The organism is Microcystis sp. (assembly GCF_048564745.1).
Classification (GTDB): Bacteria; Cyanobacteriota; Cyanobacteriia; order Cyanobacteriales; family Microcystaceae; genus Microcystis; species Microcystis ichthyoblabe_A.
In genome coordinates this window covers 20,294-36,192 of the sequence record NZ_JBLZRT010000181.1, presented here as the reverse complement: position 1 = coordinate 36,192, position 15,899 = coordinate 20,294, and the positions used below count along the sequence as shown (strand labels likewise).

Sequence of the window (15,899 nt, the reverse complement as noted above, 5' to 3'; positions counted from 1 at the left end):
GGTAATTGACCGCCTGAAAATGGGTAAAACCCTACACCCCACACCCTACACCCCACACCCCACACCCGTTCGGACCTCGGCGTGAGCTCGGTCGAACGCTGAGCTCACGGCCGAAGCCCACACCCCACACCCTGTCCCCACGAAAAACTTTTTGCCGCAAACCCTAACTAAAAACCGAGCGCCGATCACTAAAAAATGACTTTTGCCTCCGTTATTCGCAACATTGAAAAATCGCCTCTAACTGCCGAACTTATCCAAAAACTGGGGAAAAACGGCAATTTAACCCTAACCGGCCTTGCCCGCTTACCGAAAGGATTAATAGGCACAGCTTTCGCCCGTTGTCAAGGAAAAAATCTTTTAATTATCTGTGCCAATCTGGAGGAAGCGGCACGTTGGGCGGCACAATTAGAAGCGATGACGTGGAAAGGTGTTTTCTTTTATCCCACCTCGGAAGCTTGCCCCTACGAGACATTTAATCGGGAATCCGAGATGATTTGGGGACAGATGCAGGTATTATCGGCCCTTCGACGTAGCTCAGGACAAGCTCTAATCAGTCATCAAGATGCTGGAATGGCGATCGTTACCACCGAAAAAGCCCTGCAGCCCCATTTACCCCCTAGAGAGGTTTTCGAGAAATATAGCGATAATTTTGCGGTAGGAAGGGTTATAGAAGGCAAAAACCTCGATCTAACCCTAGCTAGATTAGGATATGAACGGGTTTCACTGGTAGAAACCGAAGGGCAATGGAGTCGTCGCGGCGATATCGTTGATATTTTCCCAGTTTCGGCAGAATTACCAGTCAGGTTAGAATTTTTCGGCGATGAATTGGAAAAATTGCGAGAATTTGACCCTGCCACCCAAAGATCGCTCGATTCTATCCCCAATCTGCTTCTTACTCCCACTAACTTCGCGGCGATGATTGTCCCTTCTCTCCCCCCGACAGTGGCCGATTATTTGGAGGCTGAAGATCGAGAAAAATTGGCTAATGGCATTTATCCAGAGGGAATTGAGCGATTTTTAGGCTTGGCATTCCCTCAAACTGCCTCTTTATTGGATTATCTCCCTGAAAATACCCTTATTGCCTTTGATGAACTGGAAAGCTGTCAAGCTAGAAGCGATCGCTGGATAGAATATATTGGGGAACGCTGGCAAGAGATAGAACCAGCTTTACCGAAAATTCACCGTTCTTTTGGCGAATCTCTGCAAATATCGGTCAAATTTCCCCATCTCTACCTCTCAGAAATAGACGATCACCTCTCCGAAAATAGTCTTAATCTCTCCAGTCGTCCGATTCCCACCAATCCGGGACAATTCGCCAAACTAGCGGAAATTTTACGGGGAAAAAGAGAGATTTATAGCGGTATTAAAGTAAATAAGTACGCTACATGGTTAATATCTGCCCAACCCTCCCGCACAGTCTCGTTATTACAGGAACACGACTGCCCGGCCCAATTTATCCCCAATCCCCTTGATTTTGGGGCGATCGAGCGGTTAATCATTCAAAACACCGCTACAGCCCTAAAATACTCAGGATTAGCTGAATTAGAAGGTTTTATCCTCCCCACCTATCGCATAGTCGTCGTTACTGATCGAGAGTTCTTCGGGCAACATCTTTTAAATACTGCTGGTTACGTCCGCAAACGTCGACAAGCAGCCTCGGTACAGGTGGATGTGAATAAACTCCGTCCCCTCGATTTTGTAGTACATAAACACCATGGCATCGGGCAGTTTATCAAACTAGAAAAGCAGGAAAGCACAATTAGCGGAATAGTGCAAGGTCGAGATTATCTAGTTATTAAGTATGCCGATGGATTATTGCGGGTTCCTGCCGATTCTGTTGATAATCTCTCCCGTTATCGTCATACAGGTAATCAAGAGCCTGAATTACATAAAATCTCTGGCAAAGCGTGGGAAGCGACGAAAGCTCGCGTCAGGAAGTCGGTTAAGAAGTTAGCGGTTGATTTAATCAATATTTACGCCCAACGGTCCCAAAAATCGGGTTTTGCCTATCCGATGGATAATCCCTGGCAGCGGGAGTTAGAGGATTCCTTTCCCTACCAACCCACTGCTGATCAACTGAAAGCGATACAGGATGTGAAACGGGATTTAGAAAGCGATCGCCCGATGGATCGCTTAGTCTGTGGGGATGTGGGTTTTGGTAAGACAGAAGTGGCCATTCGTGCTATTTTTAAAGCTGTCACCACGGGTCATAAACAGGTGGCTTTATTAGCACCAACAACGATTTTAACCCAACAACATTATCACACCCTAAAAGAACGTTTTGCCCCCTATCCCATCAACGTGGGTTTATTAAATCGTTTTCGCACCAATTCCGAGAAAAAAGATATCGTCCAGCGCTTGAAAACGGGGGAATTGGATATAGTGGTGGGGACGCAGTTGTTATTGAGTAAAGCGGTGGAGTTTAAAGATTTAGGATTATTGGTAATTGATGAAGAACAGCGTTTTGGGGTCAACCAAAAGGAAAAAATTAAGGCTTTTAAAAGTAATATTGATGTGTTAACCTTGAGTGCGACACCGATTCCCCGGACTCTTTATATGTCCCTTTCTGGGGTGCGAGAAATGAGTTTAATTACCACACCTCCCCCCTCTCGTCGTCCCATTCAAACCCACCTTTCTAGTTATAATTCTGATGTGATTAGAACGGCAATTCGCAATGAATTGGATCGGGGGGGACAGATTTTTTATGTAGTACCCAGAATCGAGGGAATTGAAGAAAAAGCGGCAGCAATTCAAGGGATGATTCCTGGTGCTAGAATTGCCATCGGCCACGGTCGTATGGATGAGTCCGAATTAGAGACCACCATGTTAGCATTTAATAATGGGGAAGCGGATATCTTAGTCTGTACGACTATTGTGGAGTCGGGGTTAGATATTCCCAGAGTTAACACAATTATCATTGAAGATGCCCAAAAATTCGGTTTAGCGCAACTCTATCAACTGCGGGGACGGGTGGGGCGATCGGGAGTACAAGCGCACGCTTGGTTACTTTATCCAGCCAAGGCAGAACTAACAGAAACCGCTCGGGAAAGATTAAAGGCAATTCAAGAATTTACCCAGTTAGGATCGGGGTATCAATTAGCGACTAGGGATCTGGAAATTCGCGGTGCGGGTAACTTATTAGGTGCGGAACAATCGGGACAAATGGAAGCGATCGGTTTTGATCTATATATGGAAATGTTACAGGAAGCTTTGCGGGAAATTCAAGGTCAAGAAATTCCCCAAGTGGAGGATACCCAAATCGATCTGAAATTAACGGCATTTATTCCTAACGATTATATATCCGATCTGGAGCAGAAAATGGATGTCTATCGGTTGATCGCTACTGCTAATTCTCAGAAAAATTTAGGACAAATTGCCGCCGATTTAGTCGATAGATACGGAGCAATTCCTGCACCGGTGGCACAATTATTTAAGGTAATCGAGTTAAAACATCTGGCTAAATCCCTCGGTTTTTCCCGCATTAAACCCGATGGAAAACAGCATATTATCCTAGAAACTCCCATGGAGGAACCAGCGTGGAAATTATTACAAGAACACCTACCCCAACATATACAATCACGCTTTGTTTATAGTCCCAAACAGGTGACGGTTAGGGGTTTAGGAACGGTAAAACCACCACAGCAGTTAGATAGTTTATTGGAGTGGTTAGCTAAGTGTAAAGATGGTTTACCGACGAGGAATTAGACTAAATCCTGTTTAAAAAGTATAGGAGACTGGGAATTATGAATTATCAATTATCAATTATGAAGTGGGGAGCAGGGGAGAAGATAATCACTAAAAGTAATCTCCTGTCTCAACCGGGAAATTAATTTTGCAAGACTACCTAAGTAGCTGGTTATAATTAAATTTAAAATGGATTTTGCCTTTAATCCCCCCTTGATAAGGTAGGGTTGATTCATGAATCAACCCTACCCTTGATAACGGGGATATCTGATAATTTTTAACGCCTACCTACTCATAAGGTGCTTTGGGTACGGAGAGAGAGGGATTCGAACCCTCGTTAAAGTTACCCCTAAACAGCATTTCCAGTGCTGCGCCTTCAACCGCTCGGCCATCTCTCCAATTGAGGTCACGATCATCAATCCTACAGCAAATGCTGCCGATCTGTCAAATTATTTTTCTTTTTCCGACGATGACCGATCAGGTTATACTTCATCTGGACGGGAAACCCTGTCAGTTAAGGGACCTGCGCTTTGATAATGTACCTTTTGGGCGAACGCAGTTCGCCCCTACATTGTGGACAAAATCCGTTACTGTAGGGGCGCAAAGCTTGCGCCCTCCGATCGATTGGGATATTATTCCCACGCAAGTCCCTAAGCATACCCCAGATATTGATTTAAGATTGCGGCCGTAGCTAGACCAGTTTTTTGCCAACTAAACTCATCAGCCCGTTTTTTGCCTAGATAACTTAATTTTGAGTGTAATTGTCGATCTTGAGCGATAATTTTCAGAGCATCGGCTAGGGCCTCGACTCGATAGGGATCGATTAAAATTGCCGCTGTTGCCGTGACTTCGGGCAAAGATGACAAATTTGAAGTAATGACGGGTGTACCGCAGGCCATAGCCTCTAAAACGGGCAATCCGAAGCCTTCCCAGAGACTGGGGAAGACTAAAGCAGTGGCTTGACTGATCACCTTGGGCAGCTCATCGTAGGGGATATAATCGAGAAATTTAATGCGATCGCTGACTGCTAATTCTCGCGCTTGTTGTTGTAAATTGGGGGTATAACGGCGATCAAAGCTGCCAGCAATCCAAAGATGATAATCGCTTAAATCTGGGGGCAGTTGGGCAAAAGCGGCGATTAAACGCGGTAAATTTTTATAGGGATTGGGACGACCGAGATAGAGAAAATAGGGATGCTCTGGCTTATTATCTTCCATAGGGCGAAAGTGATGATTATCATAGGCTAGGGGAATAGAAGTAATTTTATCGGCGGGAATTTGATAATATTCAGTGATATCTTTGGCCGTTGCCTGAGAGTTACAGATAATATGTTTTGCCTGTTGTAATACCTGCGGCACATAATAACGGAAATATTGGGTTAAGGGGGAAGTAAAACTGGGAAACCGCAGGGGAATTAAATCGTGGACCATGACGACAAAGCGACAGGGAGAATTTATCGGCGCTTCTGGAAGGGGAGAAAAGAGTAAATTGGCGTTTAATTGTCGGTAAATTGACGGTAACTGCCACTGAGTCCAGAGTAAGCGTTTTAAATGACCTTTCGCTCCTCGATCAGGGCCGAGACCTTTGGGGATAGAATAACAGTTAAAGTCGGGATAACTATTAGTTGTTAGTAGGGTTGGTTCTAAATTTTTCAGGTAGGGTAAGAGGTTAAGAATGTAGGTACTGATTCCCGTGGGTTGGGGAAAAAGTACCGAGAGATTAATTAATAACTTATGCTGTGTATTCACTAATTAGGGTCTGCTGAAAAAGTTTTTCGTGGGGACAGGGTGTGGGGTGTGGGCTTCGGCCGTGAGCTCAGCGTTCGACCGAGCTCACGCCGAGGTCCGAACGGGTGTGGGGTGTGGGGTTTTAGCGATTTTCATCTGGTCAATTACCTAATTTTCAGGGAAAAAGTCCCAGAATTTTACCCCCGATCACTCCAATGGTTGGCACTTTTTGAGGTAAAAAAAGTCTAAAAGTCTTACCCAATAAGGTTTTTAGATTTATTCAGCAAACCCTAATTACCCTGTTGATATTTGCTGAGAATTTCTGAGATATATTGGTAGCCTTCCAGTCCAATAGATTTAATCAGGGAGGAACGTTCCAGACTGAAAGTCTGTTCAAAAGCTGCGATATTTTTGCCGCGAATAACCGTTAATAGACTAGCAGCTTGTCGCCATTCCACTGCACCGATTTCGTGTAGCCAATACATTCCTAGAGAACCCATATAAATTGCCTGTTCAAAATTCTTGTCTTGATAGTAAGCTTCGCCTAAATAAGTTAGTAATAAACCTTGCAGATATATGTCTCCGTAGTATTTGGCCGATTCTAATCCTTGCAGGAGAATATTAATCGCTTCTTGGGTTCTTTCAAGGACAAGATATGCTAAACCTAAACTGCTACAACAAAAGGATTTACTCTGCCAATCTTGGAGACTTTCCGCTAACTTTAATCCCTGCTGTAAATACTCGATCGAACTTTGATAAATTTCTGGATCATATCTCTCTAACTGTTGCGCTTCCTGTACCTGACTATAACCCAAATTAGCTAAAGCGTTAGCCTGTCCTAAACTATTACCCTGTTGACGACTTAAAATTAAAGCTCTCTGACTTAAATTAATCGCTTCTGCATAGTTTTTTTGGATAGCATTGAGACGGGATAAATGGTTTAAATTAGCTATTTCACAAGCATAATCCTGTTGTTGACGAGCAATTTCTAAAGCTTGTTGATGACCTTCTCTGGCCTGTGGATAGTCGCCGCGAATGCGATTAGAATAGGCAATTAAAGTTAAAATTCTCGCCTTTTCTCCCGTGCCTTCCACATAACGCAGAGGAATTGATAAATAATCTAAGGCCTCCTTGAGATAACTGCCAGAAAAGGAGGCAAAAATTCCCCCGTATAAAGGAAAATAATCCCGTTGAGCAAAGGTTCTCAGAATTTGTAAAGCCATCTGAAAACAGCCCCGACTATAGAGAGAATTTTTACTAACTTGCTCGAAACTATTGGTTAACAGTGACCAAATTAAAGCAAAGGTGAGAAAGGTAGAAATGGATAATTTAGCTCCCAGTTTTTCGCTATAGATACGCTGATCAAAAAAGTTAATTAGTCCCCTTTGGATATATTGAAAAACAATAGCAGTTTCTACCCAATCGGTTAAAGTTAAATCTTGAGTGAGAGGATCAAAAGCTTGTTGATTAGCTAAACTTTCTAAGACTCGTTTTAACCAAGAGGGATTAACTTTACTTGCCCAAATTTGCCAGGGTGTCACTCGCTCATTATCATTAGTAAAACCAAGATTGCGATTTTGTTCGTAGAGCCAACTGGTGAGATCATTCGATAAATTTGACCAAGTATTTAACCCCAGATTAATCCCCGTGGCAATTTGCCATAAATCCGCTTCTCCCCGCTGCTGAGCAACTGTCTGTAAATGCTTGGCTAACTGTTGTAATTGTTCTAGGGTTAAAGCATTATTTTGATTGGGATCAATTAAATTCACTAACGTCAGTAAACGATCCTCTCGATCAATTTTTACCAGATTATCGATCGCCGCTGCAGTGAGAGAATTTTGCTGATTGGTTTTTTGATATTTTTCCCATTCACTTTCGATCGTTTCCAGGGCCCGCAAAACTCTAGTGGCTTTAATTTTTGTTTCTAACTGTGAGCGAGTAACGATAATTTTTTCGTTTAAACAACGCTCAAAAATTTCTCCTGTGCCATTTTTTACTCCCTCGGCTAAAAGGTTATAAACCTGTGATTTAGCTCTAATTTTTCCTTCTAAAGTTAGATTGACAATGCGCTCAATTAGTGCATTATAAGTTTCGTTGAAGTTATCTCTATTTTCTGTCATAAGTGTTTTTTCAGTTATCAGTAAACAGTAATCAGTAATCAGTGAAAAGACAGTAGGAAAATTCTAAGCTGTACTGAATTTAAACTGCCTCTTGAAAATTTTAGGACAAATGCTCAAGCTCCCTCTCCCTGCTCCCAACTCCGGTGCAGTCTTAACGAGTAATTTAGATAGTCAGCAGCTTATCAGTTATCAGATGTGAGTTTTCAGTTCACCGACTACTTTTTGGGGTTAATTTTTTTGGGCTTTATTTGACTTGAAAAGAGGGGGGTCGCAGGCTGGCACGGATTCCCATTATATAAGAAATTATCTGTCAAGTCGTGGGGTTTTGTCAAGCTTTTTGGAAAAAAAAATTAACCGATAGTCTTAACGAGTAATTTAGATAGTCAACAGCTGATTTAATGCTCCACACTTAAAACTTAAAACTCAAATCTGATAACTGATAACTGATAACTGATAACTGATTCAAGACTGACTACTGTTGATCAAAGTAATTACCGTCACTTCGGGGGGACAAAAAAGACGACCGGGAAAATAGGTTCCTAAGCCGCGATTCACATATAATTGATTTTCCCCGACTCGATGAAATCCCTCGGACCATTGCCAGTATCGGACTACTCTGCTGAACTGCCGGTGAAAGGGAACCCATTGACGATATGGATCGGGCAGCGAGCGCCTAAGTTCCTCTAAAATTATCGGTAGGGAACCGATACCGGGGATAGTCACTTGGCCTCCGTGGGTATGGCCGGATAACTGCAAATCCACGCGCCAATCCTTTAAAATCATAGCTGTATCGGGATTGTGGGAAAGGACGAGTCTGGGTATATCGGGGGAAATTTGCTCGAGGATTTGCGGTAAAAATTCCCCAGACCAATAATCGGCCAATCCGACGATGGGAAAATTTTCGCCGTAGGGTGTGGCGATTTCATTCCAGAGTACCCGAATCCCCACGCTAGTCAGGGCCGATCTGACCGTTTCCCTTGCGTTGGGAAGATAACTGTCATGATTTCCTAAACAAGCATAAATACCCCCTTGACTTTTGAGAGCTTTTATGCTCTCGACTAGGGCAAAAATTGGCCTGGGACTATAGGTAATAAAATCCCCCGTCAGGAAGATGAGATCGGGTTTTTCCTGATTAGTAATGGCGATCGCTTCTTGCAGGACAGCTTCAGGCAAATGCTGTGAATCGCAGTGCAGATCTGACCACTGCACCAACTTGATCCCTTGCAGATGTGCTGGTAAGCTGGCAATTGCGATCGTTAATCTTTCTACCTGTAAGGATTCTAACCAAAAGGGTCGCATCGGTGAGCCGTTGTCGGTGAGTATGTCAACAGTTTATCAATTCCCGATGGGGTTGTTGGGGGATGCTTCCGCAAACATCCCTCTCTTGAGGATTAGCCTTGAAATTTATCGATAATTCTTTCCATAGCGGCCTCGACGTTGGCACGACTATTAAAAGCCGATAGCCGGAAATAACCCTCTCCGGCGGCCCCAAAGCCAGATCCAGGAGTTCCCACCACATTACAGGTATGTAGCAGTTTATCGAAGAAATCCCAACTTGATAGACCCTGGGGCGTTTTTACCCAAACGTAGGGCGCATTTACGCCGCCATGGACTTCTAAACCGGCAGCGGTTAATTTTTCTCGGATAATTGTTGCATTTTGTAAATAAAACTTGACAAGTTCTTGTACTTGTGCTTGTCCTTCCGGGGAATAAACCGCCTCGGCCCCCCGTTGGACAATATAGGAAACGCCGTTAAATTTGGTCGATTGCCGACGATTCCACAGTTTCCAGAGTTGCACATCCGTCCCGTCGGCCGCTTTGGCCATGAGACTTTGGGGAACCACGGTTAAAGCGCAACGCGTCCCGGTAAAACCAGCATTTTTAGAAAAAGAGCGAAATTCGATCGCACATTGCCGCGCCCCCTCGATTTCGTAGATGGAATGGGGTAAACTGGCATCGGTGATAAAGGCCTCGTAGGCTGCATCAAAAAAGATAATCGATCCGTTGGCCCTAGCATAATTAACCCAGGCTGTCAAGTGTTCTTTGGTAGCCGTGGACCCGGTGGGATTGTTGGGAAAACAGAGATAGATTAAATCGACTTTTTCCGCCGGAATCTGGGCAGTAAAGTTATTTTCGGCGGTAATTGGCAGATAAATCAAGCCCTCGTATTCGCCGCGGTCGTTGGCCTCTCCCGTGTGTCCGGCCATAACGTTAGTATCAACGTAAACGGGATATACTGGGTCAGTAACAGCGATCGAGTTATTATCCCCAAAAATATCGAGAATATTGCCCGTATCGCACTTAGAACCGTCGGAAATAAAGATTTCATCGGCACTTATATCACAACCGCGAGCCTGAAAATCATGGACGGCGATTTTCTCCCGTAACCAAGCATAACCCTGTTCGGGCCCGTAACCCTTAAAGCTAGAGCGATCGCCCATTTCCTCCACTGCTTTGATCATGGCCTCGCGACAAGCTTGGGGCAAAGGTTCGGTGACATCGCCAATCCCCAGACGGATAATATTAGCATCGGCATTGGCTGCCGCAAAAGCTTGGACTCGTCGGGCAATTTCCGGGAAAAGATAACCCGCTTTTAGTTTTAAGTAATTACTGTTAATGGTTGCCATAATTATTCTCGTTTCAGTCGCAACCTTTAATTCTATAATAGTCGGTCATCAGCCGTTAGTTTCGATCGCCCCCCTTCACGCAGTAGGATTGGGTGTAGGCGGTTGTCTTTCGATATACAATCAGAGAAAAACCTCTTAATAACTGACATTAGTATGGGTGAATCAAAACGTCGTCAATCGGCCCTGGGTGATAAATATGGACAGGAAGAAAATATCCTGCCTTGGCTACCAATTACCAAAAGTCAAGCATCCCAAGCTTACAAGTTAACCACTAGGGGTGCCTGGATTGGTATAGGAGTTTTAGCTGGGGTTTGGCTAGTTATTCGTTTTGTCGGGCCGGCTTTCGGTTGGTGGAATGTCCAATAACTGTTTAGGGACTTGCGCTTTGATAATCTACCTTTTGGGCGAACGCAGTTCGCCCCTACATTGTGGACAAAATCCGTTACTGTAGGGGCGCAATGCTTGCGCCCTCCGATCGCTCAGGTTTGCTGATCACTCTAAGTAGGGGGAGAGCCTTCGAGAGCCTCCGCAGCTAAGGGACTTGCGCTTTGATAATATGCCATCTGGCTGGTCTGATTCTTCTACAGAGCGATTTTCTGGCTGGGATATTATTCCCACGCAAGTCCCTTATTGGTTGGCCAATATCTGGTCATCGATCGCCAAGTCTATTTCTTGTTGATCGCGACCGGAAGGGAGATAATCATTCTGGAAGGAGTCTGTTAAACCACTGACGAGATCATATTCAGGCTGCCAGTTTAACTCCCGGGTAGCTTTATTAATATCAGCGTAGAAATGTTGAACCCGCAGGGGGAAAGGTTTCTTTTTGCCGAAGTCAAATTTTTTGGGGTTATAGTTAACAATCTCGATTTCCTCGGCATTTTTCCCCATGGCTGCCGCGCAAGCTTTTGCTAAACCGTTAAAAGTTACATAGCGATCGCCAGAAATATTATACACTTGACCGATAGCCTGAGAATTACCCAATACTGCGGCCATGGCCTTGGCTAGATCGACAACGTGACCGAATTGGGTAAAATGTTCTCCATGACCGGGTATAGGAATAGGACGATTACGAACCAAACGGTCAAAAAACCAAGCTTCTAGGTCATTATAGTTGCCCGATCCGTAGATATAAACCGGACGGATGGAAGTCCAGGGTAAACCCATCTCGCTTAAATAGTTTTCTGTCTCGTGTTTTCCCTTGTGGCGACTTTTGGGATCTAGTTTATCCCCTTCTTTATGGGGCATTTGGTCGGATTTTAGATAAACCCCCGCCGAGCTAACATAGACAAAATGCCGGATTCTGTCCCTAAAAATCTCGACGAGGGGCTGAGTATCACTTAATTCTCTGCCATTATTATCGAAAATTGCCTCAAAACTCTCATCTTTAAGCTTTTCTTTTAGTTGCGCTGGGTCAGTGCGATCGCCGTGGATCTGTCGTACTCCGGCAACCGGAGCGGGTTTATTGCCACGATTGAATAATACTACCTCATGACCCTGTTCTACTAACACTTTAGTCAAAGAAACACCGATAAATCGGGTTCCACCCATAATTAAAATTTTCATAGGTCGCCATTGTCAATATCAAGGTTATATTATCCCTCGATCGGTGCAGTTTAAAAACTGTGCTTTTTAGGTTTGTGTCATCAATCCAGTCTTTTGGGGGATTCTACCCCCCAAACCCCCCGTTGGGGACGCAAGCGCGGTCACTGAGCCTTTACATTGAGCTTGTCGAAATGTGTCGAAGTGCCGTCCCCAAACCCCGGAGCGCATTAGCTTTTCGGTGGGATGCTTACACGCGGCTGTTCATACATTTGTAGCAGTTTAAGAGTGACTGATAATTGCTGATTATCGGTATTTCCGAAAATGTGAGATGCACCCAAACCGAGCGACTTTTAATGCAAGTTTTAAGTAAGCGCCAATTCAGACTTAAATTGTTGGCGAAGTTTCGGTAAAATGAAGGTAATTAGTCAACAGAGAAGGTCAAAATTATGACTTTAGCCAAGGTAAAAAATCTTTACGATCAAGATTTTGCTTTGTGGATAGAGAAGACGGTCAAACAATTAAAATCTGGGAATTTATCTCAGGTTGATTTAGAGAATTTGATCGAGGAGATGGAATCTTTGGGAAGACGAGACAAAAGGGAACTTAAAAACCGTTTAATTACATTATTTGAACAGGCTTTAAAACGGCGTTATCTTTCTTTGTCCGACTGTTATCGAGGTTGGGAAGTCACAATTAAACGCTGTCAATCTAAGTTAAAAGATATCCTGAAAGATTCTCCTAGTTTATGCAGTTTTTTAACCGATATTTATGATGATTGTTATCAGGAAGCGGTGGAGAATATGCGAATTGAATATGATGCTAATTTTCCCGATGTTTGTCCCTTTGCTGAGGATGTTGATAGTTTATTAAAACATAAGTTTTGGCAGGATGAAAAATATACTAACCCCTAATCCTTCGGGGGAATTGCCATCACTTGATTATCGCCGAACACAACCAATTTACCGCCCAATTTTTCGATATTTTCCTTAGCTAACCTGCGGGTTTCTTCGTCTTGGCTATTTATCCAGACTAACATCCAGGCACCAACTCTGGGAGCGCGACTATCGGGATTAGTTTCTAAAAATTTCACTGTTCCCCTGGCGGATTTCTCGATAAATTCATTACCAGCAATTTTCGCCCAATCGCCAGCCATTTGATAGGATTTTTTGGCCGCAGGAATATCACCTAAAAATAATAGTTCATCCACTCCTTTATATAACCAAATAAAATAGGCATCGGTGACATCAGGAGTGAGTTTTGATAAACCCTTATTCATAATCTCAATTGTTCTTTCGGGTTTGCCGGCATTCAGGGAAGAAGCGACGGACATCATCAAATAGGCACGGACAAATTTCGGGTCATTTTTAGTGACAATCTCCATAAAATCGGGACTTAAACTGTAACCAGTTTCGCGGCGAGCATCCCCATCGCCATAGTATTGTATAAACTGCAACATTGACCAATTGGCTAACATATTGTCAAAGCCAAAAGCTGGCATATTTTTTAATAACTCAACCCTAGCATTTTCTAGGCGAGATTCTTGAATATAATTTCTTTCTAATAACTTTTCTTTGGTCAAGGTTTTCACCTTTTCCTGTTGCATTTCGACAATAGCCATGATTAGTCCACCGATGACGGCGACTAAACCAAGAGTTTTAAGTAGGGATAGATTGAGAGATTTTTTAGCGCCTAGCACAGCTTTAAACAAAAGTCAATAACATTAACAAAAATAAAAGGTTTTTCGGTTATTTTAAGTAGGTAGGTGTTAAAAGTTGTCAGACACCCCCCTTATTAAGGGGGGACTAAGGGGGGATCGGCACCCCCCTTATTAAGGGGGGACTAAGGGGGGATCGGCACCCCCCTTATTAAGGGGGGACTAAGGGGGGATCAGAGGCAAAATCTATCTTCAATTTAATTATAACTATTTACTTAGAGACTGTTCGTAAATGAATATTAAGCGGGAAACTGACCACTTTGATCAACCTCCCTGTTGTTGAGAAGTAAATCCCATTGAGGGAGTTTATCCATATTTGAAAAACTTATTGGCATGGGGTAATTTTAACTGCCTTGATCACCCAAGAAGCAAACTTTACAATGGATTTAAGGTAATGGATTTGCCCACGGAGGCGATCATGGATTAATTACCCGGCTGAACCGATGATGGAACATCAATGCTATCGGGACTACTACAACCAGCCTCACCGGTCACAAAAACATTATCTTGTAAAGGACTTTTAGCCTCACAGATAACGAGCAATAAGCGCCCGTCTGGCATCAGTCGGACTCCCCCTGCATAATTTTTAATATCATTATCAAATTCAAGCTTTGCCACCGCTCGATAGGAAGATAGAGTATTATTGGGAGTAAGAGTAGGAGGGATACCGGAGGGTGTATTGTAATCGCTAAAAGTATAAAATTTAGCGTTGTCAATGCCACTAATGGGTAATTGATTTAGCCTGGCAAAAGTACCATTTTCGTAGCGATAAGCCTGTTGGGCGCGATTGATTTGTCCCAGTATCGCCAGTGCTTCTGCTTGCCTACTTTTGGAGACTTGCCCTAATAGATTCGGTAAACCGACGGCGGCGAGAACTCCTAATATAATCACCACTACTAGCAATTCTATTAAGGTAAAACCCCTCGCTTTTTTCCCTTGTGATTTAATTGCTAAAAAAAGAAGGTATTTCATGGTTAGGCCCTGGCAATATTGTCTGTATTTTTCTAGTTGGGCGTTGGAGATTTCAGTTATCAGCTTCCTATGGCAATAGGCAAGGGACTCCAAGAAAGAATCTGGCAATTCCCTTACCTAAAAAGAAGGTCAGTAAGTCAAGGCTTTTAGCTTAACAAATTAGGTTTGAGATTCGGTTCTTGTTATCAGATGTGAGTTTTTAGTTCACTGTTTACTGATTACTGTTCACTGACTAAAATCCCATCCCCAAAGTAACCAAGAGCGCAGATTTTCCAAGAGAATATTTCCCTGTCACCTTCCGCTAACTATCAATTCTTGGTTGTCATGCCAGAAAGCTTTTAAGCAATCTGGGAAGAATATCTAGTTGATTGCTGCGCTTCCAGTTCCACAGGCCAGAGTACCATCAGTTGTAGTCGCAGAGACAAGATCTGTAGTCGGGTTAGTCGTTTCACAAATAATTGAACTGAAAACACCAGCAGAAGTTTGACCTACTGCACCAGAGTAGTCGCGAATATCGTTTATGTAGGTGCTGATAGCGGTAGCATTAGTTACAGCCCCGGTGGCACTGGCGGCGGTAGGTCCAGTGTATGCGTAGTATGTGGGTTGTATAGATACGGGCAACTGGTTGACAGTCGGGGTAGTGGAGAATATTGCGAAGGTACCTCTTTCTATGCGGTTAACTTGCTGGGCGCGGTTAATGGCTCCGAGGTTGCTGCGAGCTTCCGCTTGTCTGCCTTTGGCCACCTGACCGAGGAGGTTGGGGAGAGCGATGGCGGCCAGTACACCGATGATGATAACGACCACTAGGAGTTCGATGAGGGTGAAACCCTTGTTACCGTTCTTTTTGTTGAGAGCTTGGATGAGTTTGAATTTGAAAGCAGAGTTCACAGCTGTATCTCCGATTGATGTTTTTTGTCTATAAACAACTTACCCACCTGTTTCAGAAAACCTATCACCCTTGCAAAAAATTTTTTTGGGGGAAGTGAGGTGATGAGGTGATGGGGTGATGGGGAAGTAACCTAAGACGCATTTAAACCGCTTATTCTTAGATTAGCCGAACCTCCCCCAATCCCTTTGCTGTTGCCTTTTGCCGTTCGGCAGTTCGGCGGTTCGGCGGTTCGGCTGGGCGTTCGTGTTAGTGAGCCTGTCGAACTACTGAGCTCACCGTCGAAGTCTCGCCGAACGTCCGAACCCACATTCCGCACCCCAAGTGTCACAACGTCTCAAAAGAGGAAGGGGCGTGAGACAAAATACTTAAGTAGTGGAGTGAGTGGGCGGCAAGCTGCCGCCCACTAAGCCGAAAATTTCAGGGTTCCCCCGTTCATTCTCAATAAATAGTGCTTGTTGAGAATAAACGGGCAATCAGACTTAACATCTAGCGGGAGATGTTCGAGTTGCTCGCTTTGTTTTGTCACCCCTTGAAGTCAATCCATCTGGTCAAGATAAGTAAGTAGTTATAATTAAATTGAAGATAGATTTTGCCTCTGATCCCCCCTTGATCCCCCCTTGATAA

The 15,899-nt window shown here is 43.8% G+C and carries 12 protein-coding genes, 1 tRNA gene and 1 pseudogene; 5 read left to right on the top strand and 9 right to left on the bottom strand.

Annotated elements, in window-relative coordinates:
• Nucleotides 1-195 precede the first annotated feature (195 nt).
• A complete protein-coding gene (gene mfd, locus ACOCD9_RS19540) occupies nucleotides 196-3,705 on the top strand; it encodes a transcription-repair coupling factor (protein WP_419548237.1) in 3,510 nt (1,169 codons plus the stop codon).
• Between the two features lie 290 nt (nucleotides 3,706-3,995).
• Here mfd and ACOCD9_RS19535 read toward each other — a convergent pair.
• Nucleotides 3,996-4,082 (bottom strand) — tRNA-Ser (locus tag ACOCD9_RS19535).
• Between the two features lie 252 nt (nucleotides 4,083-4,334).
• Entirely contained in the window at nucleotides 4,335-5,432 is a 1,098-nt protein-coding gene (locus ACOCD9_RS19530; RefSeq protein ID WP_419548236.1) for a glycosyltransferase family 4 protein, read from the bottom strand.
• 48 nt (nucleotides 5,433-5,480) lie between these two features.
• Here ACOCD9_RS19530 and ACOCD9_RS19525 point away from each other — a divergent pair, with 48 nt between their 5' ends.
• Nucleotides 5,481-5,660, top strand: coding sequence for a hypothetical protein (locus ACOCD9_RS19525; protein ID WP_419548235.1), 180 nt, complete (start codon nucleotides 5,481-5,483; stop codon nucleotides 5,658-5,660).
• Between the two features lie 41 nt (nucleotides 5,661-5,701).
• Here ACOCD9_RS19525 and ACOCD9_RS19520 read toward each other — a convergent pair whose 3' ends face one another.
• The 3 genes from ACOCD9_RS19520 to ACOCD9_RS19510 all read right to left on the bottom strand — a co-directional run bounded on the left by ACOCD9_RS19520 (nucleotide 5,702) and on the right by ACOCD9_RS19510 (nucleotide 10,158).
• Complete coding sequence (locus ACOCD9_RS19520; protein WP_419548234.1) at nucleotides 5,702-7,531, bottom strand: tetratricopeptide repeat protein; 1,830 nt, start codon at nucleotides 7,529-7,531, stop codon at nucleotides 5,702-5,704.
• A 462-nt stretch (nucleotides 7,532-7,993) separates the two neighbouring features.
• On the bottom strand, nucleotides 7,994-8,830 hold the full coding sequence (locus ACOCD9_RS19515; protein WP_419548233.1) for a metallophosphoesterase: 837 nt from the start codon (nucleotides 8,828-8,830) through the stop codon (nucleotides 7,994-7,996).
• 92 nt (nucleotides 8,831-8,922) lie between these two features.
• Nucleotides 8,923-10,158 (bottom strand): LL-diaminopimelate aminotransferase, encoded by a 1,236-nt coding sequence (locus ACOCD9_RS19510; protein WP_419548232.1) that lies wholly within the window; start codon nucleotides 10,156-10,158, stop codon nucleotides 8,923-8,925.
• A gap of 153 nt (nucleotides 10,159-10,311) precedes the next feature.
• On the opposite strand from ACOCD9_RS19510, the gene ACOCD9_RS19505 reads away from it, so the two are divergent.
• Nucleotides 10,312-10,524 carry a DUF2839 domain-containing protein gene (locus tag ACOCD9_RS19505; protein ID WP_046661580.1) on the top strand — a complete coding sequence of 71 codons (213 nt, stop codon included), beginning with the start codon at nucleotides 10,312-10,314 and terminating at the stop codon, nucleotides 10,522-10,524.
• A gap of 261 nt (nucleotides 10,525-10,785) precedes the next feature.
• Here ACOCD9_RS19505 and ACOCD9_RS19500 read toward each other — a convergent pair whose 3' ends face one another.
• Nucleotides 10,786-11,721 carry an NAD-dependent epimerase/dehydratase family protein gene (locus tag ACOCD9_RS19500; RefSeq protein WP_419548231.1) on the bottom strand — a complete coding sequence of 312 codons (936 nt, stop codon included), beginning with the start codon at nucleotides 11,719-11,721 and terminating at the stop codon, nucleotides 10,786-10,788.
• Nucleotides 11,722-12,146: 425 nt separating this feature from the next.
• Here ACOCD9_RS19500 and ACOCD9_RS19495 point away from each other — a divergent pair, with 425 nt between their 5' ends.
• Complete coding sequence (locus ACOCD9_RS19495; protein ID WP_419548230.1) at nucleotides 12,147-12,611, top strand: DUF29 domain-containing protein; 465 nt, start codon at nucleotides 12,147-12,149, stop codon at nucleotides 12,609-12,611.
• Here ACOCD9_RS19495 and ACOCD9_RS19490 read toward each other — a convergent pair.
• Complete coding sequence (locus tag ACOCD9_RS19490) at nucleotides 12,608-13,396, bottom strand: hypothetical protein (protein WP_419548229.1); 789 nt, start codon at nucleotides 13,394-13,396, stop codon at nucleotides 12,608-12,610. The two genes, ACOCD9_RS19495 and ACOCD9_RS19490, sit on opposite strands and share 4 nt — an antisense overlap.
• 277 nt (nucleotides 13,397-13,673) lie before the next feature.
• On the opposite strand from ACOCD9_RS19490, the pseudogene ACOCD9_RS19485 reads away from it, so the two are divergent.
• A pseudogene (locus ACOCD9_RS19485) lies at nucleotides 13,674-13,796 on the top strand (IS630 family transposase); the annotation flags it as partial.
• A 41-nt stretch (nucleotides 13,797-13,837) separates the two neighbouring features.
• On the opposite strand, the gene ACOCD9_RS19480 reads toward ACOCD9_RS19485, so the two are convergent.
• On the bottom strand, nucleotides 13,838-14,386 hold the full coding sequence (locus ACOCD9_RS19480; protein ID WP_419548228.1) for a type IV pilin protein: 549 nt from the start codon (nucleotides 14,384-14,386) through the stop codon (nucleotides 13,838-13,840).
• A 360-nt stretch (nucleotides 14,387-14,746) separates the two neighbouring features.
• A complete protein-coding gene (locus ACOCD9_RS19475; protein WP_419548227.1) occupies nucleotides 14,747-15,274 on the bottom strand; it encodes a type IV pilin protein in 528 nt (175 codons plus the stop codon).
• Nucleotides 15,275-15,899: the final 625 nt, after the last annotated feature.